The organism is Gemmobacter caeni, from assembly GCF_003054195.1.
In the GTDB taxonomy this organism is placed as follows: Bacteria; Pseudomonadota; Alphaproteobacteria; order Rhodobacterales; family Rhodobacteraceae; genus Gemmobacter; species Gemmobacter caeni.
The window spans coordinates 129,048-154,468 of sequence record NZ_QBKP01000005.1; the positions used below are offsets into that span (position 1 = coordinate 129,048).

Annotated in this window: 25 protein-coding genes; 20 read left to right on the forward strand and 5 right to left on the reverse strand. The window is 65.2% G+C overall.

Features of this window, described 5'->3' with window-relative positions; genetic code table 11:
* The first annotated feature begins 38 nt into the window (after positions 1-38).
* The 3 genes from C8N34_RS09685 to C8N34_RS09695 all read left to right on the forward strand — a co-directional run bounded on the left by C8N34_RS09685 (position 39) and on the right by C8N34_RS09695 (position 3,093).
* Positions 39-500 carry an Hsp20 family protein gene (locus C8N34_RS09685; protein ID WP_108128721.1) on the forward strand — a complete coding sequence of 154 codons (462 nt, stop codon included), beginning with the start codon at positions 39-41 and terminating at the stop codon, positions 498-500.
* A 119-nt stretch (positions 501-619) separates the two neighbouring features.
* Positions 620-1,159 carry an RNA polymerase sigma factor gene (locus tag C8N34_RS09690; protein ID WP_054301449.1) on the forward strand — a complete coding sequence of 180 codons (540 nt, stop codon included), beginning with the start codon at positions 620-622 and terminating at the stop codon, positions 1,157-1,159.
* A complete protein-coding gene (locus tag C8N34_RS09695) occupies positions 1,156-3,093 on the forward strand; it encodes a YfbK domain-containing protein (protein ID WP_108128722.1) in 1,938 nt (645 codons plus the stop codon). Before C8N34_RS09690 ends, C8N34_RS09695 begins: the two co-directional genes overlap by 4 nt.
* Positions 3,094-3,109: 16 nt before the next feature.
* Here C8N34_RS09695 and ade read toward each other — a convergent pair whose 3' ends face one another.
* Positions 3,110-4,810 carry an adenine deaminase gene (gene ade, locus C8N34_RS09700; protein WP_108128723.1) on the reverse strand — a complete coding sequence of 567 codons (1,701 nt, stop codon included), beginning with the start codon at positions 4,808-4,810 and terminating at the stop codon, positions 3,110-3,112.
* 113 nt (positions 4,811-4,923) lie between these two features.
* Here ade and C8N34_RS09705 point away from each other — a divergent pair, with 113 nt between their 5' ends.
* Positions 4,924-5,838 carry a DMT family transporter gene (locus tag C8N34_RS09705; RefSeq protein ID WP_108128724.1) on the forward strand — a complete coding sequence of 305 codons (915 nt, stop codon included), beginning with the start codon at positions 4,924-4,926 and terminating at the stop codon, positions 5,836-5,838.
* Here C8N34_RS09705 and C8N34_RS09710 read toward each other — a convergent pair whose 3' ends face one another.
* The gene (locus tag C8N34_RS09710) at positions 5,839-6,660 is read right to left on the reverse strand and encodes a uracil-DNA glycosylase (RefSeq protein ID WP_108128725.1); all 822 of its coding nucleotides are present in this window, start codon (positions 6,658-6,660) and stop codon (positions 5,839-5,841) included. It lies immediately after the preceding gene.
* Positions 6,661-6,740: 80 nt separating this feature from the next.
* Here C8N34_RS09710 and C8N34_RS09715 point away from each other — a divergent pair, with 80 nt between their 5' ends.
* The 15 genes from C8N34_RS09715 (at position 6,741) to plsY (ending at position 21,703) form a co-directional block, all read left to right on the forward strand.
* Positions 6,741-7,421 (forward strand): HAD family hydrolase, encoded by a 681-nt coding sequence (locus C8N34_RS09715; protein ID WP_054301404.1) that lies wholly within the window; start codon positions 6,741-6,743, stop codon positions 7,419-7,421.
* A complete protein-coding gene (locus C8N34_RS09720; RefSeq protein WP_108128726.1) occupies positions 7,418-8,374 on the forward strand; it encodes a sugar-binding transcriptional regulator in 957 nt (318 codons plus the stop codon). The genes C8N34_RS09715 and C8N34_RS09720 overlap by 4 nt, the downstream gene beginning before the upstream one ends.
* 119 nt (positions 8,375-8,493) lie before the next feature.
* On the forward strand, positions 8,494-9,801 hold the full coding sequence (locus C8N34_RS09725) for an ABC transporter substrate-binding protein (protein WP_054301450.1): 1,308 nt from the start codon (positions 8,494-8,496) through the stop codon (positions 9,799-9,801).
* Positions 9,802-9,892: 91 nt separating this feature from the next.
* Positions 9,893-10,765 (forward strand): carbohydrate ABC transporter permease, encoded by an 873-nt coding sequence (locus C8N34_RS09730; RefSeq protein ID WP_108128727.1) that lies wholly within the window; start codon positions 9,893-9,895, stop codon positions 10,763-10,765.
* Positions 10,766-10,768: 3 nt separating this feature from the next.
* Positions 10,769-11,599 (forward strand): carbohydrate ABC transporter permease, encoded by an 831-nt coding sequence (locus C8N34_RS09735; RefSeq protein ID WP_054301407.1) that lies wholly within the window; start codon positions 10,769-10,771, stop codon positions 11,597-11,599.
* A gap of 8 nt (positions 11,600-11,607) precedes the next feature.
* Entirely contained in the window at positions 11,608-12,603 is a 996-nt protein-coding gene (locus C8N34_RS09740; protein ID WP_108128728.1) for an ABC transporter ATP-binding protein, read from the forward strand.
* A complete protein-coding gene (locus C8N34_RS09745; RefSeq protein WP_145693626.1) occupies positions 12,603-13,373 on the forward strand; it encodes an L-iditol 2-dehydrogenase in 771 nt (256 codons plus the stop codon). The genes C8N34_RS09740 and C8N34_RS09745 overlap by 1 nt, the downstream gene beginning before the upstream one ends.
* Before the next feature lie 2 nt (positions 13,374-13,375).
* Positions 13,376-14,809, forward strand: coding sequence for a mannitol dehydrogenase family protein (locus C8N34_RS09750; protein ID WP_108128730.1), 1,434 nt, complete (start codon positions 13,376-13,378; stop codon positions 14,807-14,809).
* A 177-nt stretch (positions 14,810-14,986) separates the two neighbouring features.
* The gene (locus C8N34_RS09755; RefSeq protein ID WP_108128731.1) at positions 14,987-17,674 is read left to right on the forward strand and encodes a calcium-binding protein; all 2,688 of its coding nucleotides are present in this window, start codon (positions 14,987-14,989) and stop codon (positions 17,672-17,674) included.
* A 78-nt stretch (positions 17,675-17,752) separates the two neighbouring features.
* Positions 17,753-18,715 carry an aspartate carbamoyltransferase catalytic subunit gene (locus C8N34_RS09760; protein WP_108128732.1) on the forward strand — a complete coding sequence of 321 codons (963 nt, stop codon included), beginning with the start codon at positions 17,753-17,755 and terminating at the stop codon, positions 18,713-18,715.
* Complete coding sequence (locus tag C8N34_RS09765) at positions 18,712-19,167, forward strand: hypothetical protein (protein ID WP_108128733.1); 456 nt, start codon at positions 18,712-18,714, stop codon at positions 19,165-19,167. The genes C8N34_RS09760 and C8N34_RS09765 overlap by 4 nt, the downstream gene beginning before the upstream one ends.
* Positions 19,164-19,658 carry a hypothetical protein gene (locus C8N34_RS09770; RefSeq protein WP_108128734.1) on the forward strand — a complete coding sequence of 165 codons (495 nt, stop codon included), beginning with the start codon at positions 19,164-19,166 and terminating at the stop codon, positions 19,656-19,658. Before C8N34_RS09765 ends, C8N34_RS09770 begins: the two co-directional genes overlap by 4 nt.
* Complete coding sequence (locus C8N34_RS27130; protein WP_255349794.1) at positions 19,655-19,777, forward strand: hypothetical protein; 123 nt, start codon at positions 19,655-19,657, stop codon at positions 19,775-19,777. The genes C8N34_RS09770 and C8N34_RS27130 overlap by 4 nt, the downstream gene beginning before the upstream one ends.
* A 42-nt stretch (positions 19,778-19,819) precedes the next feature.
* Positions 19,820-21,094 carry a dihydroorotase gene (gene pyrC, locus C8N34_RS09775; protein ID WP_054301415.1) on the forward strand — a complete coding sequence of 425 codons (1,275 nt, stop codon included), beginning with the start codon at positions 19,820-19,822 and terminating at the stop codon, positions 21,092-21,094.
* 3 nt (positions 21,095-21,097) lie between these two features.
* Positions 21,098-21,703 (forward strand): glycerol-3-phosphate 1-O-acyltransferase PlsY, encoded by a 606-nt coding sequence (gene plsY, locus C8N34_RS09780; protein WP_108128735.1) that lies wholly within the window; start codon positions 21,098-21,100, stop codon positions 21,701-21,703.
* 33 nt (positions 21,704-21,736) lie between these two features.
* Here the strand turns inward: plsY and C8N34_RS09785 are convergent, their stop codons facing one another.
* Genes C8N34_RS09785 through C8N34_RS09795 form a run of 3 tightly spaced genes read right to left on the reverse strand, consistent with a single transcriptional unit; the run spans position 21,737 to position 24,412 of the window.
* Positions 21,737-23,086, reverse strand: a complete 1,350-nt coding sequence (locus C8N34_RS09785; protein WP_108128736.1) for a glutamate--cysteine ligase — start codon at positions 23,084-23,086, stop codon at positions 21,737-21,739.
* Positions 23,087-23,141: 55 nt separating this feature from the next.
* Positions 23,142-23,690 (reverse strand): hypothetical protein, encoded by a 549-nt coding sequence (locus tag C8N34_RS26340; protein WP_158640711.1) that lies wholly within the window; start codon positions 23,688-23,690, stop codon positions 23,142-23,144.
* Positions 23,687-24,412: a 16S rRNA (uracil(1498)-N(3))-methyltransferase gene (locus C8N34_RS09795; RefSeq protein WP_054301419.1), complete on the reverse strand. Its 726-nt coding sequence runs from the start codon at positions 24,410-24,412 to the stop codon at positions 23,687-23,689. Before C8N34_RS09795 ends, C8N34_RS26340 begins: the two co-directional genes overlap by 4 nt.
* 14 nt (positions 24,413-24,426) lie before the next feature.
* Here C8N34_RS09795 and ubiA point away from each other — a divergent pair, with 14 nt between their 5' ends.
* Positions 24,427-25,401 carry a 4-hydroxybenzoate octaprenyltransferase gene (gene ubiA, locus C8N34_RS09800; RefSeq protein WP_108128738.1) on the forward strand — a complete coding sequence of 325 codons (975 nt, stop codon included), beginning with the start codon at positions 24,427-24,429 and terminating at the stop codon, positions 25,399-25,401.
* The last annotated feature ends 20 nt before the right edge of the window (positions 25,402-25,421 follow it).

Consider the following 25,421-nt stretch of genomic DNA (forward strand, 5'->3'; position numbering starts at 1 on the left):
ACGGGGGGCCAGACAGACATCGCTCCAAGAGGATGACCATGCGCAATCTCGATTTCGCACCGCTTTACCGTGCCACCGTGGGTTTTGACCGGATCGCCGATCTGATGGATCGTGCCCTCAGCGCCGACGTGGCCCAGCCGACCTATCCCCCCTACAATATCGAAAAGATTGACGAGAACGCTTATCGCATCTCGATCGCTGTCGCGGGCTTCACGCCCGAGGAACTGAGCGTCGAGGTCAAGGAAGGCGCGCTGTTCGTGTCGGCCCGCAAGGCACCGGAAGAGGCCGAACGCAGCTACCTGCATCGCGGCATCGCCACCCGCGCGTTTGAACGCCGCTTCGCGCTGGCTGATCATGTGCGCGTCACCGGCGCCACCCATGAACACGGCATGCTGCACATCGACCTCGTGCGCGAAACGCCCGAGGCGCTGAAACCCCGCCGCATCGAAATCGCCCGCCCCGCCGGGGTGGCGCAGGTGGTGGATGCCGCCGTCAACTGACCCCGCCCGCAAGGACGGCAAGGCCCGGAGATTTCTCCGGGCCTTTTGCATTGGCGCGAAATTTTCAGGCCGCAGGCCAAGGATTGCGCAGCCCGTCGCGTCTGAATAGCGTCATGCGCATGGAAACACCGGATGAAACCCTTGCTCTGGCCGCCGCAGGTGGCGACCGCGCCGCCTTCGCGGCGCTGGTGACGCGGCATTACGACCGGGTTTACGGTCTGGGCTGGCGGCTGACCGGCTCGGCCGCGGATGCGCAGGATCTGGCGCAGGAGATTTGCGCCGCCCTGCCCGCCAAGCTGGCAAACTGGCGGGGCGAGGCGCGGTTCACCACATGGCTTTACCGTGTCGTGGTCAATGCCGCCTCCGATCTGCGGCGGCGGCAGGCGACGCGGGCACGGGCCGCTGATGGCTGGGGCGATTGGGAAATCGCCCGTCAGGCCGAAATGGAGGAATCCCGCGCCGCGCGGCAGTGGCTGGAAGGCGCCATGGCCCGGCTGTCGCCGGAACTGCGCGAAACCGTCGCGCTGGTTCTGGGCGAGGAACTGACCCAGGCCGAGGCGGCCGAGGTGCTGGGCCTTTCCGAAGGCACGGTCGCCTGGCGCATGTCCGAGGTGAAAAAGCGGCTGCGCCGCATCGCAGCAGAGGACGAGGCGCAATGACCGATGATTTCGACAAGCTGAAATCGGCCCTGCGCGCCGCCCCGCCACCGCCCGGTGATGCGGCGCGGATGGCGGCGCTGGATGCCGCGCTGCAAAATTTCGATCTTTTGCAGGACAGCCGCCAAGAAACCGCTGCGCCCGCACGTCCCAATCCGGCAAGCCCTGAAAGGAAGGGCTTTCTGACCGGAGTCAAAGACATGCTGAAATCCCTTTCCCCCGCCGGGCTTCTGGCGGCAACGACCTCTGTCGCCGCGCTGGCCGTGGCGGTAATCGCCCTTTCCCCTGCGCTGCACCAGCCGCCCGAACCGGCACTGGTGCGTCTTGCGCCGCAACCCGCCACGCCGGAGGCCGCCGAAGACATGGCGCCCCTCGCCGCCCCCGCGCCGCAAGCCGCCCCGCCTGCTTTGACCGCACGCAAGGCCGCTCCGACCAGCATGCCCTCCGCTGATGCGCCAATGGTGTTGGAAGCCGCGCCGGAAGCGATGATCGCGGCTGGCGGCGGAATGGCCCCGACGGACATGGTGGCCGCGCCCGAACCCGATACCTCGGCCTTCGCCAATGCCGATGCGAATCCGGTGAAATCGGTCGAGACTGACCCGGTTTCCACCTTCTCGGTCGATGTGGATACGGCCTCTTACGCCGTGATCCGCCGCGATCTGGAAGCGGGCACCCTGCCCCCGCCCGAGGCGGTGCGGATCGAGGAGATGGTGAATTACTTCCCCTATGCCTATCCCGCACCGGAAGGCGATGCGCCGTTCCGCGCCGATGTTTCGGTCATGCCGACGCCGTGGAATGCGGGCACCCGCCTGGTGCGGATCGGCTTGCAGGGCCGCCTGCCCGCGCTGGCGGACCGGCCGCCGCTCAATCTGGTGTTTCTGGTGGATACCTCGGGCAGCATGGACGAACCTGACAAGCTGCCGCTGCTGAAACAGGCGCTGCGGCTGGTGCTGCCGCAACTGCGCCCCGAGGATGAGGTGGCCATCGTCGCCTATGCCGGTTCGGCCGGTGTGGTTCTGCCGCCCACGCCCGCCCGCGAAACCGCCGCGATTTCCGCCGTGCTGGATGATCTGGCGCCCGGCGGCGGCACGGCGGGTGCCGAAGGGCTGGCCGAAGCCTATCGTCTGGCCGACCAGATGCGCGGCGAGGGTGAAATCAGCCGCGTGCTGCTGGCGACCGATGGCGATTTCAACCTCGGGATTTCCGACCCTAAGGAGCTTGAGACCTTCATCGCCAGGGAACGTGCCGGTGGCAGCTATCTGTCGGTGCTGGGCTTCGGGCGTGGCAATCTGGACGATGCCACCATGCAGGCGCTGGCACAAAGCGGCAATGGCATGGCGGCCTATATCGACACCGCACAAGAGGCCCGCAAGGTGCTGGTGGATCAGCTGTCTGGCGCGCTGTTCCCGATTGCCGACGATGTGAAGATGCAGGTCGAATGGAACCCCGCGCAGGTCGCGGAATACCGGCTGATCGGCTATGAAACCCGTGCCCTGCGGCGCGAGGATTTCAGCAATGACAAAGTGGATGCGGGCGAAATCGGCGCCGGACATCAGGTGACTGCGCTATACGAGATCACCGCGCCGGACAGCCCCGCCCGCCTGAACGAACCGCTGCGCTATGGCACGGCGACCGAGGCCACCGGACCCGCGGGGGAACTGGGCTTCCTGCGGCTGCGCTATAAGGCGCCGGGTGCGGCAGAAAGCCAGCTGATCGAAACCCCTATCCTTTCGAGCGACTTGGCCCCCGACGCGGATGCCCGCTTCGCCGCCGCTATTGCAGGCTTCGGCCAGCTTCTGACCGGCGCGACCTATCTGGGCGACTGGAGCTGGGACGATGCCATCCGACTTGCCGACGGCTCGCGGGGCGATGACCCGTTCGGCTATCGTGTCGAGGCGGTTAACCTGATGCGTCTGGCAAAAAGCCTGAACCGCTGACGCGGGTGATGCCCGCTCAGGGCATCACCTCGAAACGGTCCACGTCGATCATACCATGGTCGGTGATCTTCAGATGTGGGATCACCGGCAGCACAAGGAAGGCGAGTTGCAGGAAGGGTTCTTCCAGCTCCACACCCAGGGACCGGGCGGCAGCGCGCAGCGTGATCAGTTCGTCACGCACCACCTCGAACGGCTGAAGGCTCATCAGACCGGCGACGGGCAGCGCGAGTTCCGCCAGAACCTTGCCGCCTTCCGTCACCACAAAGCCGCCCTCGATCTCGCCCAGCCGGTTGGCGGCCAGCGCCATATCGGCATAATCGGCACCCACCACCGCGATATTGTGGTGGTCGTGACAGACGGTCGAGGCGATGGCGCCGCGCTTCAGGCCAAAGCCCTTGACGAAACCGGTGGCGCGGTTGCTGTTCTTGCCGTGGCGTTCGATCACCGCGATCTTGACCAGATCGCGCGCGAGGTCAGGGCGCTTGTCGCCGTCGGTCGGCGCGATGTCATAGGTCAGATGTTCGGTGATGATCTTGCCGGGCAGGATGCCGATGACCGGAGTTTCGGCGCGGTTGCCGCCGGTGCGGAAATCCTCGGCGCGCACCGGCGGCGCCTTCACCGAATGGCGCGCGACCGGCGGCACGATCTGGCGGGTGGCGAAGGCGGCATCCCCCACCCGCACCCCGCCGGTGAACACCATTTCAGGGCGGCAGGTGGCCAAATCCTGTAGCACCACGATGTCGGCCCGCTTGCCCGGCGCGATCAGGCCCCGGTCCTTCAGGCCAAACGCCTCGGCCGCCGAAAGGCTCGCGGCGCGGTAAGCGGCCAGTGGCGGGCAGCCCAGCGCGATGGCGGTGCGGATCAGGTAATCCAGATGGCCGTGTTCGGCGATGTCCAGCGGGTTGCGGTCATCGGTGCAGAAGCAGCAATAGGGCGAGGTCCGTTCCGTCAGCATCGGCGCCAGCGCATGCAGATCCTTCGAGACCGAGCCCTCGCGGATCAGCACCCGCATCCCCTTGCGCAGCTTTTCCATCGCCTCGGTGGCCGTTGTCGCCTCATGCTCCGTTCGGATACCGGCGGCGATATAGCCATTCAGGTCGCGCCCCGAAAGAAGCGGCGCATGGCCGTCAATATGGCGACCGCGAAACGCCTCAAGCTTCGCCATGCAACCCGCGTCCTGATGCAGCACACCGGGGAAATTCATGAATTCGGCCAGCCCGATGACGCGCGGATGATCCATCAGCGGCACGAGATCCGCGGCCTCAAGCAGGGCGCCCGCCGTCTCCATATGGGTCGAGGGCACGCAGGAGGACAGGTTTACCCGGATGTCCATGACGGTATGGGCCGAGGCGTCGAGGAAATAACCGATGCCTTCCAGCCCGCAGACATTGGCAATCTCGTGCGGGTCGCAGATCGCCGTCGTCACGCCATGGGGGCCGACGCAGCGGTCGAACTCGTAGGGCGTGACCAGCGAACTCTCGATGTGCAGATGCGTGTCGATGAAGCCGGGGACGAGGATCTTGCCCGTCACATCCACCACCTCGCGGCCTTCGTAAGAGTCAAAGACGCCTACGATCAGCCCGCCGCAGATGGCGACGTCGCTTTCCAGAAGCTCGCCCGTGATCACATCGAACACCCGCCCGCCGCGCAGCACCAGATCGGCGGGGGCAAGGCCACGGCCTTGCGTGATGACATCGGAAAGCGGCGGCAGGGTCATGGCGGTCTCCTTTTCCCGGCAGTGAAGCGCAGGGCGGGCGGCGCGGCAAGCCGTTTCCGGCTTGCACCTGCTGACAGGGGATGCCACCCATGGGCCAAGGAAGGAAACGCCCCATGCGACCGCTGCGCGGGATCACCTACAAGCTGCTGTCCGTTCTGGTGTTCATCACCATGTCGGGGCTGATCAAGGCCACCGCCGCGCATGTGCCCGCCGGGCAGGCCGTGTTCTTCCGGTCCTTCTTTGCCATTCCGGTGATCGTGGTCTGGCTGCTGACCCGGCGCGAGTTTCCCGCCGGGCTGCGGGTGCAAAGCCCGATGGGCCATGTCTGGCGCGGCGTGGCGGGCACCTGCGCCATGGGTTTCGGTTTTGCCGGTCTGGCCTGGCTGCCGCTGCCCGAGGTGACCGCCATCGGCTATGCCGCGCCACTGCTGACCGTGGTTTTCGCCGCGATGTTTCTGGGCGAGGAGGTGCGCGCCTTCCGCATTTCCGCCGTAGCCCTGGGCATGTGCGGCGTGCTGATCGTGCTCTGGCCCCGCCTGACGCTGAGCCGCGAGGGCGTCGATCATGCGCAGGCGATGGGCGCGATGCTGGTGCTGACCGGCGCGGTCTTTGCCGCACTGGCGCAGGTCTTCGTGCGCAAGATGGTGGCCACCGAAAAGACACCCGCCATCGTGTTCTGGTTCTCGCTGACCTCGACGCTCCTGTCGCTCATCACGCTGCCCTTCGGCTGGGTGGTGCCCACGGCGCAAGAGGCGGCGCTTCTGGTGATGGCGGGGCTCTTGGGCGGGATCGGGCAGATCCTGCTGACATCGAGCTACCGCGAGGCTGATGCCTCGCTGGTGGCGCCGTTCGATTATGCCTCGATGCTGTTCGCGCTGGCGATCGGCTATTTCATCTTCGCCGAAGTGCCAACCCTCCCCATGCTGGGCGGGGCCAGTCTGATCATCACGGCGGGCATTCTGATCATCTGGCGCGAACGTCGGCTGGGGCTGGAACGCGCGCGGCAGCGCAAGGCAATGACTCCCTGATCAGGCGTTGAGGTGATCCTGAAGCGTCAGCAGGTCGGCCCATGTGTCCCGCTTCGCATGCGGATTGCGCAAGAGGTAGGCGGGGTGCAGCATCGGCAGCACAGGCTTGCCCCAGGCCTCGGCCCATTTGCCGCGCAGACGGGTGATACCCCGCTGACGCAGCACCGCCTGAGCGGGCGTGTTGCCCATGATGACAATGACCCCCGGATCGGCCAGTTCGACATGGCGGCGCAGGAAGGGCACCATCATCGCCATTTCCTCGGGCGTGGGTTCGCGGTTCGAGGGCGGGCGCCAGGGCATGACATTGCTGATGTAAAGCGCGCGCTCCGCGTCGGGGCTTTGGCGGCCAAGGCCGATGGCGGCAAACATGCGGTCCAGCAACTGCCCGGCACGGCCGACAAAGGGCAGGCCCTGCATATCCTCGTCGCGGCCCGGCGCCTCACCGATGACCATGACGCGGGCGGCGGGGTTGCCATCGGCAAAGACGGTATTCCGGGCGCCGCGCTTCAGGTCGCAATGCGGATAGGCGCCCAGCGCCTCGCGCAGTGCCTCCAGCGTCGGCGCGCGCTGCGCTGTTTCCCGCGCCACGGCGACCGGATCAATCTTCGCCGGCTCGGGTGGTGGTTCGGGCATCTGCCGTTGTGCCGGGCCGCGCGCCGGAGCCGGGGCAGCGGCGCGGGCGGGCGGGGCCTCCCGTTCGGCCAGATCATAGCGATCCAGCGGCGCATCCAGCACCGGCTCCGTCACACCAAGTTCGTGAAGCCACTGAAGTGCTGCGGCAGAGGCGTGCCAGTCGGCGAGGATGTCGGCGTCGATTCCCATATTCGCCAACCTATGCCCCGCCGCCTTCCGGGGCAACAGCGCCAGATTGCCCGACGAAGGCGGTTGTGCCAGAACGGGGCATGGCGAGACGGGTTCCCAGGCTTCTGATCCTCGATTGTGACGGCGTGTTGATCGACAGCGAGATCATCAGCGCCCGTATGCTGGTTGCCGAACTGTCGCGCCTGGGTGTGCAGATCGACCTGCCCTATGTGTCGCAGCATTTCCTTGGCCGCAGCTATCCGACCGTCATGGCGACGATCCGGCGCGAATTCGGGCTGGATCTGCCCCCAGAATTTGAAACCCGCTACCGCGAGGCGCTGCTGGAGGCGTTCGGCCGCGAGCTGAAGATCATGCCGGGTGTTGCGGACATGCTGGATGACCTGTCGGTCCCGACCTGTGTCGCCACCTCCTCCAGCCCGCGGCGGGTGGAAATGTCCTTGCGGCTGGTGGGGCTGTGGGACCGGCTGGCGCCGCATATCTTCACCGCATCCGAGGTGTCGCGCGGCAAGCCCGCACCTGACCTGTTCCTGCATGCCGCTGCGCGGATGGGCGCCGCGCCGCAAGACTGCCTTGTGATCGAGGACAGCCTGACCGGCGTGCGCGCGGCCCTTGCAGCAGGGATGGAGGTCTGGCGTTTCACCGGCGGCAGCCATATGGGCCCCGATACACCGCCCGAACCCGAAGATGCGCGCCCGCATCATCGCTTTGCCTCTTTCGGCGATTTCTACCGGATCGCCCCCGACCTACGGAGCACGCCATGAGCCGCGCCGAACCCGAGACCTCACCACAGGACGATGCCGCGCGGGCGGCCTGGCTTTACTACGTCGGGGGCATGACGCAGGACCAGATCGCGGGTGAACTGGGCATCAGCCGCCAGCGGGCGCAGCGGCTGGTCAGCCGGGCGATGGCGGAGGGATTGATCCATGTGCGGCTGAACCACCGCATCGCCGCCTGTCTGGATCTGGAAACCGCGCTGAAGGACAGGTTTGGCTTGATGCGCTGCCGCGTGGTGCCCTCTCTGGGGGCGGGGGCCGATCCGGTCACCGCCATCGGCAGTGCTGCCGCCGCTGAGATGGAACGCTTCCTGCGCATGCCTGATCCGCTGGTCATCGCTCTTGGCACCGGGCGGGCGCTGCGCGGCATGGTGGATGCGCTGACCCCGATGGAGGCAGAACAACATCGCCTCGTATCGCTGATCGGCAATATCGCCCCCGATGGCTCGGCCAGCTTCTTCGACGTGGTGATGCGGATTGCCGACAAGGTGCGCGCGCCCCATTACCCGATGCCGGTGCCGGTGATCAGCCCCACCCCGGAGGAACGCGCCGCCTTCCACGCGCTTGCCCCGGTGCAGCGGGTGGTGGAGCTTGCGCGCAAGGCCGATGTCGTGGTCGTAGGCGTCGGGCAGATGTCCGACGACGCGCCGCTGCTGGCCGATGGATTCGTCAGCCGGGCGGAACTGGACGAGATGCAGGCGGCGGGTGCTGTCGGCGAGGTCGCGGGCTGGGTTTTCGATTCGGCGGGCAATTACCTTGATCTGGGCACCAACCGTCGTACGGGCGGGGTGCGGGTGACACCGGGGCTGGATCGGCCCGCCGTCGGCATCGCTGCGGGCGCAAGCAAGGTGTTGGCGATCATCGGCGCGATGAAATCCCGCATTATCAATAGTCTGGTGACAGACGAAGCCACAGCGACCGCTATTCTGAACCGCCCGTAAGCCTTGTTTCCTTCGCATTTGCGGCGAATCCGGGGGCTTGACGGGTGCGCCATCATGTGAGCAATTACCCATAGTGCGATGATTTGCTCATTCGCATACAGGGAGGATCACTGATGAACATGACACTCCGCGCCATGCTTGGCGCGACGGTTTCGCTTACGCTCGCGGGTGCCGCGCTGGCTGAAACCACGATCACCGTCGCCACCGTGAACAACGGCGACATGATCCGCATGCAAGGGCTGATGGACGACTTCAACACCAAGCACCCCGACATCAAGGTCGAGTGGGTAACGCTGGAAGAAAACGTCCTGCGCCAGAAAGTCACCACCGACATCGCCACCAAGGGCGGCCAGTTCGACGTCATGACCATCGGCACCTATGAGGCGCCGATCTGGGGCAAGCAGGGCTGGCTGGTGCCACTGAACGATCTGCCCGCCGATTATGACGTGGACGATCTGCTGCCTGCCATCCGTGGTGGCCTGACCGTTGACGGCAATCTGGTCGCGGCACCGTTCTACGGCGAAAGCTCGATGGTGATGTATCGCACCGACCTGATGGAGAAGGCCGGGCTGACCATGCCTGACGCCCCCACTTGGGACTTCATCAGGGAAGCCGCCGAAAAGATGACTGACAAGGCCGGCGAGGTCTATGGCATCTGCCTGCGCGGCAAGGCCGGCTGGGGCGAGAACATGGCCTTCCTGACCGCCATGTCCAATTCCTTCGGAGCCAAGTGGTTCGACATGGACTGGAAACCCCAGTTCGACCAGCAGCCCTGGAAGGACACGCTGACCTTCTATCTGGACCTGATGAACAACTACGGCCCGCCCGGCGCGTCGAACAACGGATTCAACGAGAACCTCGCGCTGTTCCAGCAGGGCAAGTGCGGCATGTGGATCGACGCGACCGTTGCGGCGAGCTTCGTGACCAATCCGAAGGATTCGACCGTGGCCGACAAGGTCGGCTTTGCGCTGGCCCCTGACAAGGGCCTGGGCAAGCGCGGCAACTGGCTCTGGGCCTGGAACCTCGCCATCCCGGCGGGCACCCAGAAGGAAGAGGCCGCCAAGACCTTCGTCGCCTGGGCAACCTCGAAAGAGTATCTGGCTCTGGTCGCCGAGAAAGAGGGCTGGGCCAACGTGCCGCCCGGCACCCGCACCTCGCTGTATGAGAATGCCGAATACCAGAAAGTGCCGTTTGCCAAGATGACGCTGGAAAGCATCAACGCGGCCGACCCGACCCATCCGACCGTGGATGAGGTGCCTTATGTCGGCGTGCAGTTCGTGGCGATCCCGGAATTCCAAGGCCTTGGCACCGCTGTCGGCCAGATGTTCTCGGCCGCGCTGGCGGGCACCACCTCGGCGGATGACGCACTGGCACAGGCGCAGGCCATGGTGACCACGGAAATGACCCGCTCGGGTTATATCAAGTAAGGAACACCTGTCGTTCCTCCCTGGGCGGGGCTGGCCCTCTCACATCCGCTGGCCCCGCCGTTTCATTCCCCTCCGACATTCAGGAAACGCCATGGCAACCGAACATTCGCGGACGGCGGCGCGCCTCATGGTCTCTCCCGCGGTCATCCTGCTGTTCCTGTGGATGATCGTTCCTCTGGGCATGACCATCTATTTCAGCTTCCTGCGCTACAACCTGCTGATGCCCGGCATGGAAAGCTGGACCGGCTTTGACAATTATTACTACTTCATCACGCAACACGCCTTCTGGGATGCGCTGATAAACACGCTGCTGCTGGTGGGGGGTGTGCTGGTCATCACCGTCGTCGGTGGCGTTGCGCTGGCGCTGCTGCTGGACCAGCCGTCCAAGGGGCAGGGCATCGTGCGCGTCATGGTGATCGCGCCTTTCTTCGTGATGCCCACCGTTTCGGCGCTGGTTTGGAAGAACATGTTCATGAACCCCGTGAACGGCATGTTCGCCCATATCGCCAAGGCGTTTGGCTTGCAGCCCTTCGACTTCCTGTCCCATGCGCCGCTGGCCTCGATCATCCTGATCGTCGCGTGGAGCTGGCTGCCCTTCGCGACCCTGATCCTGCTGACCGCCCTGCAAAGCCTTGACCGCGAGCAGATGGAGGCGGCCGAGATGGACGGCGCAAGCTGGCTGAACCGCTTCATCTATCTGACGGTGCCGCATCTGACGCGGTCGATCACCGTGGTCGTGCTGATCCAGTCCATCTTCCTGCTGTCGGTCTTTGCCGAAATCCTTGTCACCACCAACGGCGGCCCCGGCACGGCTTCGACCAACCTGCCCTACCTCGTCTATGCGCAATCGCTGCTGAACTATGACGTGGGCGGCGGCAGCGCGGGCGGCATCATCGCCGTGATCCTGGCCAATATCGTTGCGATCTTCCTGATGCGGATGATCGGCAAGAACCTGGAGACCTGAGCCATGTCGCGCAAATCTACCGCCACCCGGCAGGCCGTCGTCACGGTCGCGGCCTGGACCATCGGCTTCCTGATCTTCTTTCCGATCCTCTGGACCATCATCCTCAGCTTCAAATCCGAGGGCGACGCCATCAAGGCGCCGCTGGATGTGCTGACCTCGACCTGGACGATGGAAAGCTATCACGAGGTGCAGGAACGCTCGAACTACCTGAAGCATTTCTGGAACTCGGTCGTCCTGTCGCTGGGTTCCACCCTGCTGGCGCTGTTGATCGCCATTCCGGCCGCCTGGTCGATGGCCTTCGTGCCCGGCAAACGCACCAAGGATCTGCTGATGTGGATGCTGTCGACCAAAATGATGCCCGCCGTGGGCGTGCTGGTGCCGATGTATCTGATGTTCCGCGATTTCGGCCTCCTGGACACCCGCATCGGGCTGGTCGTGGTGCTGACGCTGATCAATCTGCCGATCGTGGTCTGGATGCTTTACACCTACTTCAAGGAAATCCCCGGCGAGATCCTTGAGGCCGCGCGGATGGACGGCGCCAACCTGCGGTCGGAAATCCTTTACATCCTGACGCCGATGGCCGTGCCCGGCATCGCCTCGACCCTGCTTCTGAACATCATCCTGGCCTGGAACGAGGCGTTCTGGACCCTGCAACTGACCACTTCGAACGCGGCGCCGCTGACCCAGTTCATCGCCAGCTATTCGTCGCCCGAGGGGCTGTTCTACGCAAAACTCTCGGCGGCCTCGACCATGGCCATCGCGCCGATCCTTATCCTCGGCTGGTTCAGCCAGAAACAACTCGTCCGCGGCCTGACCTTCGGCGCGGTGAAGTGAGGTAACCCATGGGACAGATTACCCTTTCCTCGATCACGAAAAGCTTCGGCGACGTGAATGTCATCCCGCCGCTGGATCTGACGATCAACGATGGCGAATTCGTGGTTTTCGTCGGACCCTCGGGGTGCGGCAAATCCACCCTGCTGCGGCTGATCGCCGGGCTTGAGGACATCTCCTCGGGCAAGATCGAGATCGACGGGCGCAATGCCACCGATGCGGCCCCGGCCGAACGTGGCCTTGCGATGGTGTTTCAAAGCTATGCGCTTTACCCACATATGTCGGTCAGGAAGAACATCGCCTTCCCGCTGAAGATGGCGAAGATGCCGCAGGCCGAACAGGACCGGAAGGTTGAAAACGCGGCGCGTATCCTCAACCTCTCCAGCTATCTGGATCGCCGTCCGGGGCAGTTGTCGGGCGGTCAGCGCCAGCGCGTCGCCATTGGCCGCGCCATCGTGCGCGAACCGGCCGCCTTCCTGTTCGACGAGCCGCTGTCGAACCTTGACGCGGCGCTGCGTGTCACGATGCGGCAGGAAATCAGCGAGCTGCACCAGTCGCTGAAGACGACGATGATCTACGTCACCCACGATCAGGTGGAGGCGATGACCATGGCCGACAAGATCGTGGTGCTGAACGCGGGCCGGATCGAACAGGTGGGTTCGCCTCTGGAGCTGTATCGCAGCCCGCGCAACCTGTTTGTCGCAGGCTTCATCGGCAGCCCGAAGATGAACCTCATTACCGGGGCCGAGGCCGACAGGCACGGCTGCGCCACCCTTGGCGTGCGACCCGAACATCTGGAAGTCACAGCCGACGGCCCGTGGAATGGCGTGATCGGGCTGGCGGAGCATCTGGGGTCCGATACCTTCCTGAAGGTCGCGGTGGAAGGCGTGGGCGATCTGACGGTGCGGGTGCCCGGCGAACGCGGGTTGCATCATGGCCAGACCATCAGCCTTCTGCCGCCCCCCGACAAGCTTTACCGCTTCGACGCAAACGGGATGGCGCTTTGATGCGGCTGGCGGAGAAAACGGCCCTGATCACCGGGGCAGCACGCGGCATCGGGCTGGAGTTCGCCCGCGCCTACATCGCCGAGGGCGCGACGGTGACGCTGGCCGACGTCAATGCGGCTGCCGCCGAAGCCGCCGCGGCGAAGCTTGGTCCGCAGGCCCATGCGGTGCAGATGGATGTGACCGATCAGGCCAGCATCGAGGCCGGTTTCGCCTCCGCCATCGCGCGGATGGGCAAGCTCGACATCCTTGTGAACAACGCGGCGCTGTTCACCGCCCAGCCCATCGCTGACATCACCCGCACCGATTACGACCGTATCTTTTCGGTCAATGTGGCGGGCACGCTGTTCTGCATGCAGGCGGCGGCGCGGCACATGATCGACCGGGGCGAAGGCGGCAAGATCATAAACATGGCCAGTCAGGCCGGGCGGCGCGGCGAAAGCCTTGTGGCGGTTTATTGCGCCTCGAAAGCCGCCGTCATCAGCCTGACGCAAAGCGCCGGGCTGAACCTGATCGCCCATGGTATCAACGTCAATGCCATCGCCCCCGGCGTGGTGGACGGCGAACATTGGGATCATGTGGACAGCCTGTTCGCCCGCTTTGAAGGCAAGCCCCCCGGCCAGAAGAAACGCGAGGTCGGCGCCGCCGTGCCCTTCGGGCGCATGGGCACGGCGCAGGATCTGACGGGTATGGCGATCTTCCTCGCCACGCCGGAAGCCGATTACATCGTCGCCCAGTGCTTCGGCGTGGACGGCGGAAACTGGATGGCCTGACCATGACTGTAGAAACTCCGCGCTACGACCGCAGCAAGCTGACCCCCGGCATCGTCCATATCGGGCTGGGCAATTTTCACCGCGCGCATATGGCCGTCTATCTGGACGACCTGTTCAACCTCGGCCTCGGACATGACTGGGCGATCCTCGGCGCCGGGGTGCGCGCGCCGGATGCAAAGATGCGGGATGCGCTGAAGGGGCAGGATTGCCTTTCAACGGTGATCGAGCTTGATCCGGCAGGAAAGACCTGCCGCCGTATCGGCAGCATGATCGACTTCCTGCCGGTCGAGCCGGGCAATGCCAGCCTGATCACCGCGATGACCCGGGCAGAAATCCGCATTGTCAGCCTGACGGTGACGGAGGGCGGCTATTTCATCAACGCGGCCACTGGCCAATTCGACCCCGCCGCACCCGAGATCATGGCCGATGCCGCCAATCCCGACGCGCCGGGCACCGCCTTCGGCGCCATCGTCGCGGCGCTGAAGGCCCGGCGGGCTGCGGGCGTGCCGCCCTTCACCGTCATGTGCTGCGACAACCTGCCAGGCAACGGCCATGTCACCCGCGCCGCCGTGGTCGGCCTTGCCCGCCTTTCAGACCCCGAGCTTGCAGGCTGGATCGACGCCCATGTCGCCTTCCCCAATGCGATGGTGGACCGCATTACCCCTGCCACCGGCCCGCGCGAACGCGCCATGGCGGCGAGCTTCGGTCTGGCCGACGATCCGGTGCCGGTAACGTGTGAGCCGTTCCGGCAATGGGTGGTGGAAGACCACTTCCCCGCCGGCCGCCCGCCGCTGGAACAGGTGGGCGTCACCTTCTCCGACCATGTTCATGCCTACGAGATGATGAAAATCCGCATCCTCAACGGCGGGCACGCGATCATCGCCTATCCCGGCGGGTTGATGGACATTGAATATGTGCATGAGGCAATGGCGCATCCGCTGATTTCCGCCCTGCTGGACAAGGTGGAACGCGAGGAGGTCATCCCCTATGTGCCGCCGGTGCCCGATACCGATATCCCGGCCTATTACGATCTGATCCGCGCGCGCTTTGCCAATCCGGAGGTGGCGGATACCGAACGCAGGCTCTGCCTCGACGGGTCCAACCGGCAGCCGAAGTTCATCATCCCCTCGGTGCGTGATGCGCTGGCGGCGGGGCGTCCGGCGCGGGGGCTGGCGCTGGTTTCGGCGATGTGGTGCCGGTATTGCGCGGGCCGCACCGACAGCGGCGCCGAAATCGCACCCAACGACCCGAACTGGGACGTGCTGCAAGGGCTTGCCCGGCAGGCGCAGGAACAGCCGTATGTCTGGCTGGAACAGCGCACGATCTATGGCGATCTGGCCGACCATGCGGGATTCGCGGCGGATTTCGCGCATTGGCTGCGCAGCCTTGCGACACAGGGCACCGAAGCGACGCTGCGCGCCTATCTGGCAAGCTGAACAACGCCCTGCCTCCCCTGATCAGGGGATGCTTTGGCCCAAGACACTTGCCCGTCCGCCCGGCATCGCGTTACGCTTTAAAGACCCCGGCAGGCCCGGGGTCTTCCAGTTCAGTTCTATCGCGATGCATTGATCCGAAGGCCTTGCCTTTTCCACCCGCCATGAAGGGGGACCAGAATGCCGATCAGAGACATGGCCCATAGCTGGCTCACATCCGACGATACTTCTGTGACGCTGGGCGAAGCCGATGATTTCGTATCCGGCGGCCGGATGATCCCGTTCGAACTGGAACGGGTCTGGACTGGCAGCTGGTATGACTACCGGATCGCCACCCCCACCTTCAACGGCCGGTTCACCGTCGATCTGGGCGCGGGTGACGATGTGTTCCAGGTCAGCAGCGGCGATGATGACGTAGAAGGCGGCGCAGGCTTCGACCTGCTGGATTTCCGCATCGACACCTTTGCAGAGGGTGAGCTTTATGGATGGGAGTTCGATCTGCCCTATCCGCGTTACTACGCCAATGTCGATCTGGCCGCCGGAACTGCATCCTGGCAGGGCCGTGACATCGTGCAGGAAGAATCCTCGACGATCTGGGACAACGGCAAGGCCGTGGGCACCAAGCATTTCAGCTTTTCGATCACGAACTGGGGTGGCTACACCGACAGTCTCCGCAACTTCGAGGCCGTGATCGGATCGGAAGGCAATGACATCATCAGCGGCAGCGATGGCGAGGTGGAGTTCTACGACCTCAGCGAGGGCGGCAGCGATACGGTCAACGGGCGTGGGGGGATCGACTGGATCGGTTATGGCCGGGGCTCTGGCGGCTCGCTTTTCCCCGATGACCTCACAGCGATCCGCGCGGACCTGACGGCGGGCACCGTGCAGACCCGCGGTGGCTATTACGAGGATTACGCAACCATCGTCACCTCGCTGAAGGGGATCGAGAATATCCTGGGGTCACCCAACAAGGACATCATCAAGGGTGACAACAAGGCCAATGCGATCTCGGGCGGGCTGGATGACGACACGCTGGACGGGCGGGGCGGTGTCGATACGCTGGTGACCGAATTTCACCTGACCGACGCCTTTGACGATCTGCTGGAAACCTCGTGGGAGGCCTTTAACGGCGAACGCCCCGACCCGAATCTGGGGGTTGAAGTCGATCTGGCGGAGGGCTTTGCCAGGGATGGCAACGACGCAGACTCGATCCGTAACTTCGAGAATGTCACCGGCACATCGCGCAATGACACCATCGCGGGCGACCACAAGGGAAACCTGCTGGAAGGCGGCAAGGGGGCTGACCTGCTGTCCGGTGCGGCGGGCAAGGATACGCTGGATGGCGGCGAGGGTGTCGATACCCTGACCGGCGGTGACGGCAAGGATGTCTTTGTCATCACGCCGGGGGCCACCAACGGGCCAGACAAGATCACCGATTTCACCTTTGGCACCGATGCACTCAGCATCAGGCAACCCGCCGCGACAGGAGTTTCCGCAATGATCAAGCTGGGTGGCAATCTGATCAAGCTGATGGACGGGCTGGAGGGGTATCTCAACACCAGCGGCAAGAACATCATTGTCAGCGATGCGACCAAGACCGCGCTGGTCGAACTATCGAACGGTGTGGCTCAGCTTGCGACCCATCTGACCGACACGATTATCAAGCCGACGGACAAGAGCATCGGCACCTCGGGCGATGATGTGCTGGTGGGCAAGGCTGCGGCGGACAAGCTGGTCGGTCTGGATGGCAACGATGTATTGCGCGGCAATGGCGGCAATGACGATCTTTCGGGCGGCGCGGGCAAGGACCGGCTGCTGGGCGGATCTGGCAACGATGTGCTGTCCGGCGATGCGGGCAATGACGTTTTGTTCGGTGACGAAGGCAATGACCGCCTCTCGGGCGGCGACGGCGCGGATGAACTGCGCGGCGGGGCCGGGGCGGATACGCTGGAAGGCGGGGCGGGCAACGACACGCTGATCGGCGGCGCGGGCAAGGACCGTTTCATCTTCGGCCAGAACGGCGGCGTCGACCGGATCGAGGGCTATGAGCGCGGCGATGTGCTGGATATCTCCGGCTTCGCCCAGATCGGGCTGAAACCGTCGCGCGGCGATCTTGCGATCGAATGGGCCAACAAGGCGCAGCGCATCGCGCTGGTGACGCTGGACGATCCGCTGAGTTCCAAGGACATCGCGCTGTTCGAGGTGGAACTGGGCAAGAAGGACACGCTCAGTTCTTTCCTCGACAATGCGAATTTCGCCTTCAAGGGCGGGCTGGCCACCATCTTTGCCGATCTGGGCGATGCGATCACCAAAGGCACCAGCAAGATCAACCATATTGTCGGCAGTGTCGGGCAGGATGTGCTGCGCGGTCTGGGCGGCAATGACATTCTGGAAGGCAATGCCGGCAACGACAAGATCGACGGCGGCGCGGGCGATGACCAGATTTCCGGCGGCACCGGAAACGACCGGCTGATAGGGGGGGCAGGCAATGACAAGCTGGTCAGCGACGCGGGCAATGACACGCTGGACGGCGGCGACGGCAATGACATGCTGGTCGGCGGCACCGGCAAGCTGTTGCTGCGCGGCGGCGCGGGCAACGACACGCTGGTCGCCAATGGCGGCACGACACAACTGGTAGGCGGCGAGGGCGAGGATACTTTCGTGCTCAGCAAGGATGCCCTGACGAAGGGCAAGATCGACCTCGTGGATTTCAACCCCGATGAAGACCGCCTGCTGATCGACCCGTCGCTGGATCTCGAAAAGATGAACCTGACCATCAAGAACAATCTGATGACCATTGAAAGTCTGAACGAGGCTTTCCAGATGCGGGCAGACCTGTGGGATGACATCCTCGGCAGCATCCGCTGAGACCTGCGCCGATTTCACCGATTGATCCGCCTTCCCCGGCTGCCTATAACGCGGCAACCGCTGCCGAGGGAGGTTTCCATGTCGTTCCGCGCCCGTCATCTGCTCGGCATCGAACACCTCGCCCCTGACGAGATCCGCAGCGTTCTGGATCTGGCCGAACGCTATGTCGATCTGAACCGGCGCACCGTCAAAAGCTCTGACGCGCTGGAGGGGATGACCCAGATCAACATGTTCTTCGAAAACTCGACCCGCACGCAGGCGAGTTTCGAGCTGGCGGGCAAGCGTCTCGGCGCCGATGTGATGAACATGAGCGTTGCGCAGTCCAGCGTGAAGAAGGGCGAGACGCTGATCGACACAGCGCTGACGCTGAACGCGATGCACCCTGACCTGCTGGTGGTGCGGCATCCGAACTCCGGCGCGGTCAACCTTCTGGCCAGCAAGGTGAATTGCGCTGTGCTGAACGCAGGCGACGGCAAGCATGAACATCCGACACAGGCCCTGCTGGATGCGCTGACCATCCGTCGCGCGAAGGGCCGCATCCAGCGGCTGACCGTGGCGATCTGCGGCGACATCGCGCACAGCCGGGTGGCGCGGTCGAACCTGATCCTTCTGGGCAAGATGGAAAACCGCGTGCGGCTGATCGGCCCCCCGACGCTGATGCCCTCGGGCGTGGCCGAATTCGGCTGCGAGGTGTTTGACGACATGCGCGAGGGGCTGAAGGGCGCCGATGTGGTGATGATGCTGCGGCTTCAGAAGGAACGGATGGATGGCGGCTTCATCCCCTCAGAACGCGAATATTATCACCGCTACGGGCTGGACGGGGAAAAGCTGTCGGTTGCCGCGCCGGATGCCATCGTCATGCACCCCGGCCCGATGAACCGCGGGGTGGAGATCGACGGAGAGCTGGCCGACGACATCAACCGCAGCGTGATTCAGGATCAGGTCGAGATGGGCGTCGCGGTGCGCATGGCCTGCATGGACCTCCTGGCCCGCAACCTGCGTGCCGAACGCGGCGCGAAGGCGGCGGAGACCATGGTATGACCGATGGCCCCGCCCGCGACAGCCTGTTTCGCGGCCCGCAGCCGCTGGCCGAAGGTGAGCGGCTGGTGGAGACCTTTCGCGCTGACCGCACGGTCTACTGGCGCAACACCCTGATCCTTGTGGTGGTTTTCGGCACGCTGGCCGGGGCCGCGCTGCTGGCGCTTGGCAACCCCTATCCATGGATCGGGCCGGTCGCGGCGGTGCTGGCGCTGGGCCTGCGGTCGGCCTGGCTCGCCTCCGAGGCGCTGGCGGCGGAATGGCGGCTGACCGACCGGCGGCTTTTGGGCCCCGCCGGGCAGGCGATCCCGCTGGGTGATATCGCCGATGTGAAGCCGGTGTTCGGCGATCTGGTCGTCATCACCCGCTCGGGCGAGAAATTCCTGATGAAATACCTGCGCGACGGCGCCGCCACCCGTGCGCGGATCGAAGCGGCACGGGGCGGGCGGGCATGACCGATTTGCAGCCGGGCGAGCGTATCCTGTGGGAAGGGCGGCCCGAGCCGGGCGGCCTTCTGGATGTCTCGCGGCCCGGCGAAATGATCTTTGGCCTCGCCTTCATCGCTTTTTCGCTCTTCTGGATGACCAAAGCGATGGAACAGGGCGCCTTCTGGCTGTTCGGCCTGCCCTTTCTGGTTGTCGGCCTGAAACTTGCGTTCTGGCGGGCCTATCAGCCGCGCCTGCGGGCAAAATTCGCGCGCTACACGCTGACCGACCGCCGCGCCATCGCGGCGATGCACTGGCCGCTGGCCGGGGTGCGGGAACATGCGCTGACACTGACCCCGGCGACCATCGTGGACAGTGAGGGCGAGCCAGCAACGATCACCCTGCGCCAGCAGATGACCGGCCCGCGCGGCGCAGTGACCGAAAGCCTGATCTTCGACCGTATCGACGAAAGTGCGCAGGTGCTGGCGCTGATCCGGCAGGTGCAAAGGGGGGCTGCATGAAACCCGATCCCAACCGCAAGCCCACCAAAGAGGAAATGCGCGCCGGCGGCATGGTGGCCGTCGCTGTTCTGGTCTTCCTCGGGCTTTTCACACTCGTTTTCGTGCTGGGGTCCGGCTGATGCCCGCCCCTGCATTTCAATCCTACCCCCGGAGGGCATGACATGACCCTGCATTTCACCAATGCCCGCCTGATCGACCCCGAGGCGCTGACCGATGCGCCCGGCAGCCTGACGCTGCGCGGCGGGCAGATCGTCGCGGTGAACGAACCTGCGCCCGAAGGGGCCGAGATCGTGGATTGCGGCGGCAAATGCCTTGCCCCCGGTATCGTGGATCTTGGCGTCAAGATCGGCGAGCCGGGCGAACGGCACCGCGAAAGCTTTCGATCCGCCGGGCTGGCGGCGGCGGCGGGTGGGGTGACGACAATCATCGCACGCCCCGATACCGCGCCCGCCATCGACACGCCTGAGGTGCTGGAATTCGTGACGCGCCGCGCGGCCGAAGCCAGCCCGGTGCGCATCCGCCACATGGCCGCGCTGACCAAGGGCCGTCAGGGCCACGAGATGACCGAGATCGGCTTTCTTCTGGATGCGGGCGCGGTGGCCTTCACCGATGCCGATGCGGTCAGCACCGATACCAAGGCGCTGGGGCGGGCCTTCACCTATGCCCGCAGCCTTGGCGCGCTGGTGATCGGCCATCCGCAGGAACCCGGCCTGTCGAAAGGCGCCGCCGTGACCAGCGGCAAGTTCGCCTCGTTGCGCGGTCTGCCGGGTGTGCATCCGATGGCGGAACGCATGGGCTTTGACCGCGACATCGGCTTGGTCGAGATGACCGGCGTGCGCTATCACGCCGACCAGATCACCTGCGCCCGCACCCTGCCCGCGCTGGAACGCGCGCGGAAGAACGGGTTCGACGTGACGGCAGGGGTGTCGATCCATCACCTGACGCTGAACGAGATCGACGTGGGCGACTATCGCACCTTCTTCCGCATGACCCCGCCGCTGCGGTCCGAGGAGGACCGTCTGGCCATGGTCGAAGCGGTGGGGTCGGGGCTGATCGACGTGATCTGTTCCATGCACACCCCTGCCGACGAAGAAAGCAAGCGCCTGCCCTATGAAGAGGCCGCATCGGGCGCTGTCGGGCTTGAAACCCTGCTGCCCGCCGCGATGCGCCTTTACCACGCCGGCCATCTGAGCCTGCCGCAATTGTGGCGCGCACTCAGCCTCAACCCCGCGCGGCGTCTGGGTCTGCCGCAGGGCCGGCTGGCAACGGGCGCCCCCGCCGATCTGGTGCTGTTCGACCCGGATGCGCCCTTCGTGCTCGACCGTTTCACCCTGCGGTCCAAGTCGAAGAACACCCCCTTTGACGGGCAGCGGATGGAGGGTAAGGTGCTCGCCACATGGGTGGGCGGCACCCGTGTCTTTGCGGCAGGAGAATAACGCATGCCGGGCCTGACGACCGATCCCACGACACTGTTTCTGGTTGCCTTATTTGCCTATCTGCTCGGGTCGGTACCCTTTGGTGTGGTCATCACGCGCCTGATGGGGCTGGGCGACCTGCGGCAGATCGGTTCGGGCAATATCGGTGCAACCAATGTCCTGCGCACCGGCAACAAGGGGGCCGCAGCGGCAACCCTGCTGCTGGATGGCGCCAAGGGGGCGGTGGCGGTGCTGATCGCGCGGACCGTGGCGGGCGAGGACGCGGCGCAGCTTGCCGGTCTGGCGGCCTTTCTGGGCCACCTGTATCCGGTGTTCCTGAACTTCAGGGGCGGCAAGGGTGTGGCAACCTTTCTGGGCGTCCTGCTGGCACTGGCCTGGCCCGTCGGCCTTGCCTGCTGTGCCACCTGGCTGGTGGTTGCCATCCTCGCCCGGATTTCTTCACTGTCGGCGCTGGCCGCAGCGGCGAGCTCGACCATCTGGATGCTGGTTCTGGGTCAGGGCCAGATGCTGTTTCTGGGCATGATCCTGACGCTTCTGGTGTTCTTCCGCCACGCGGCCAACATCCAGCGGCTGCGCACCGGGACGGAACCGAAGATCGGCAAGAAGTGAGGCATCGGGGCGCAGGCCCCGCGCCCCGGCTCGTCACACCACGCGCGCAGCCTGATAGAGCGGCGCGAGGCTGCCGCCCCATTCCCCGTTATAGGCGGCAAGGAAGCGATCTGCCTGCACCTGCCCGCTGCCAAGGCTTTGCATCAGGGGCGCCAGCAGGCGTTCCTCGCCCAGACCGCGCGCGGCAAGCCCGGCATGCGACAGGCCCACGGTGGCATGCGCAAGGTCAATCAGCTTCACGCCATTCGCCTCACCCGCCAGTGCGGAAACCGAGGCCGCAACCCGCAGCTCTTCGCGCGTTTCCGCATCGAAGCCCTTCACCAGATCCCATGCGGCATCCAGCGCGGCATCGTCATACATCAGCCCGACCCAATAGGCGGGCAGTGCCACGATATGCGGCTGATCCCCGCAATCGGCGCCGCGCATCTCGATGTATTTCTTCACCCGCGCTTCGGGGAAAACGGTGGTCAGATGGTCCGCCCAATCCGACAGCGTGGGCTTTTCGCCCGGCAGCGCGGGCAGTTCGCCGCGCAGGAAATCGCGGAAGCTCTGGCCCAGCGCATTGATGTATTTGCCGTCGCGGTAGACGAAATACATCGGCACATCCAGCACCCAGTCGACATAGCGCTGAAAGCCCATGCCGGGTTCAAAGGCGAAGGGCAGCATGCCGGTACGCGCGTCATCCAGGCCACGCCAGATGCGTGAACGCCAGGACCGATGGCCGTTCGGCTTGCCATCAAAGAACGGCGAGGAGGCGAACAAGGCGGTGGCAACGGGTTGCAGTGCCAGCGCGACGCGCAGCTTCTTCACCATGTCGGCCTCAGAAGCGTAATCGAGGTTCACCTGCGTCGTCGAGGTGCGATACATCATCTGCGTGCCATGGGTGCCGACGCGGCCCATGTACTCGGTCATCAGCCGATAACGCCCCTTGGGCATCACCGGCATCTGGTCATGGGTCCATTCCGGCGCGGCACCCAGGCCAAGGAAGCCAACGCCCCAGCCCTCGGTCACGGCGCGCACCTCGTCGAAGTGGTTCTGCAATTCGGCGGCGGTGTCGTGCAGGCTGGCCACCGGGGCGCCCGAAAGCTCGAACTGGCCACCCGGCTCCAGCGAGATATTGGCGCCGTTGCGGCTGAGGCCGATGATATGCTCGCCTTCCAGCACAGGCTGCCAGTTGAAACGGTCGCGCAGCTCTTCCAGCAGCGCCTTCACCGAATGCGCACCATCATAGGGTAGCGGCAGGTGGCTGTCGGTCAGGAAGCCGAATTTCTCGTGCTCGGTGCCGATGCGCCATTCGGCTTTCGGTTTGCAACCCGAGGCGAGGTATTCGGCCAGTTGCTCGAACCGCTCGATGGGGCCGCCACCGGATTGAGGAATGGACATGGGGAAGGCTCCGTTCGATGCGGGTCGGGCGCTAACAGGTGGCGCGCGTTCGCGGTCAAGTCAAGGCACGCCGCGCAGGGCGATGCCAGATGACAGGCCCGAGCGTATCTGTCGCAGAGGCAGGCAGGCCGCCTGACGCGGCGCCCCCTATGGGGGCGAGGGCGGCAACAAGAGTATGGCTGTCCATCCCCGGCAGGGCCGAGAAGGCATCGAACAGACGATCGGCCCCAGTGGCATCAACCGGCACCAGCAGGGCCTGCCCATCCGCCTGTTTCAGCCGCCAGAAACGTCGCCCGCCGCGCGCAAGCAGTCGCAACTCGACCAGTTCGCGCAGTGAAACCGCCCCACCGCCGGTCGGGCCGAAATAGGTGATCTGGCTTTCGTCCAGCTCCACCAGCCCCGGACCGATACTGTTCTGCCGGAACCGCGCGCGACGCAGGGCGAGGATGAGGAAGGCCGTGCCCGCCGCCGCAAGCGCCAGCCCCAGCGGCCCGAAGACCCAGCCACCGCGACCGGCAAGCCACAGGCCGAAAGCGCCCAAGGCGAGGGCAAAGCCGCTTTCGCGCCAGCGGGAGAGCGTGGCCAGAGCCTCGGGGCGAATCACTTCCAGTCTCCCAATGCCGACTGCCACAGCGTCAGCGCCGCGAGCGCCGCCGTTTCGGCACGCAGGATGCGGGGGCCAAGGCTTGCCTCCACCACCTGCGGCAGGGCGGCAAGCTTTGCACGCTCGCGGTCGGAAAAGCCGCCCTCGGGGCCGATCAGGATGGCCCAAGGCCCGGCGGGTTGCCCGGCCAGCGCGGTGGCGACACCCGCCTTCGCTTCATTGCACCACAGGATGCGACGTCCGGCGGGCCAGCCCGCAAGAAGCCGGTCGAGCGGTTGCAGCTCGGCCACCTCGGGCACGAAAGTCGCGCCGCATTGCTCCGCCGCCTCGACCGCATGGGCCTGCTGACGATCCGCGCGCAGACGTTCGGAATTGGTGAAGTGAGTCTGCACCGGCAGGATGCGCGCCACGCCCAGTTCCACCGCCTTTTCCACGATGAAATCGGTGCGCGCCTTCTTGACCGGGGCAAAGACCAGCCACAGATCCGGCGGCGCCTGCAAGCGCCGGGTCTGCGACTGGCAGACCAGCCGCCCGCCGCGCTTGCCCGCCTCGGCCACCTCGGCCAGCCATTCGCCATCCCGGCCGTTGAACAGCAGCACCAGCGCGCCGGGTTGCAGCCGCATCACGGCGAACAGATAGCGTGCCTGATCCTCGGTCAGCGGAACCGATTGCCCCCCGGCAAGAGGGTGGTCTACATAAAGCCTGATCTTCGCATCTGCCATGACAGGCCAAACCTATGACCGAGCGCGCCAAAACGCCAGAGGCCCAAGCAAGCGTCGCCGATGCGCCGAAGGGGAACTGGGTCGATCTTTACGCCTCCGCTGCGCTGCGCCCCTATCTGCGGCTCAGCCGGGCCGACAGACCCATCGGGACGTGGCTGCTGCTTCTGCCCTGCTACTGGGGCCTGTGGCTGGCGGCTGCCGCCGATCCGGCGGGCATCGGCTGGCGCGATCTGTGGATCTTCGCGGGCTGCACGGTTGGCGCAGCCGTCATGCGGGGCGCTGGCTGCACATGGAACGACATCACCGACCGCGAGTTTGATGCGGCTGTGGCGCGCACCCGGTCGCGCCCCCTGCCCTCCGGTCAGGTCAGCGTGCGGCAGGCCGTGGTCTGGATGGCGCTGCAATGCCTGATCGGGGCGGCGATCCTGTTCACCTTCACCCCTATGGCCATCGCGCTGGGGGTGGCCTCGCTGGCGCTGGTGGCGATCTATCCCTTCGCCAAGCGGTTCACCTGGTGGCCGCAGTTCTTTCTTGGCCTCGCCTTTAACTGGGGCGCACTGGTGGCCTGGGCCGCCCATACCGGCAGCCTGAGCCTGCCGCCGGTCATCCTGTGGGTGGCGGGCATCCTGTGGACGCTGTTCTACGACACGATCTATGCGCATCAGGACAAGGAGGACGACGCGCTGATCGGCGTCAAATCCACCGCGCGGCTGTTCGGCGATGACAGTTCGCGGCTCTGGCTGACACGCTTCCTGATCGGATCGGTCAGCCTCGCGGCGCTGGCCGTCATCGCGGCACTGATCGAGGCCGGATCGGTCTGGCCGATGGCGCTGGGGTTGCTGGGGGTGATGTTGTTCGGCTGGCACCTGCGCTGGCAACTGGCGCGGCTGGATACCACCGACACCGAAAACTGCCTGCATCTCTTCCGGTCGAATCGCGATGCAGGGCTGATTCTTGCGCTGTTTCTTGCCGGTGCGGCGACGGTCTGATTGATCCGTTCGTCCCGGCA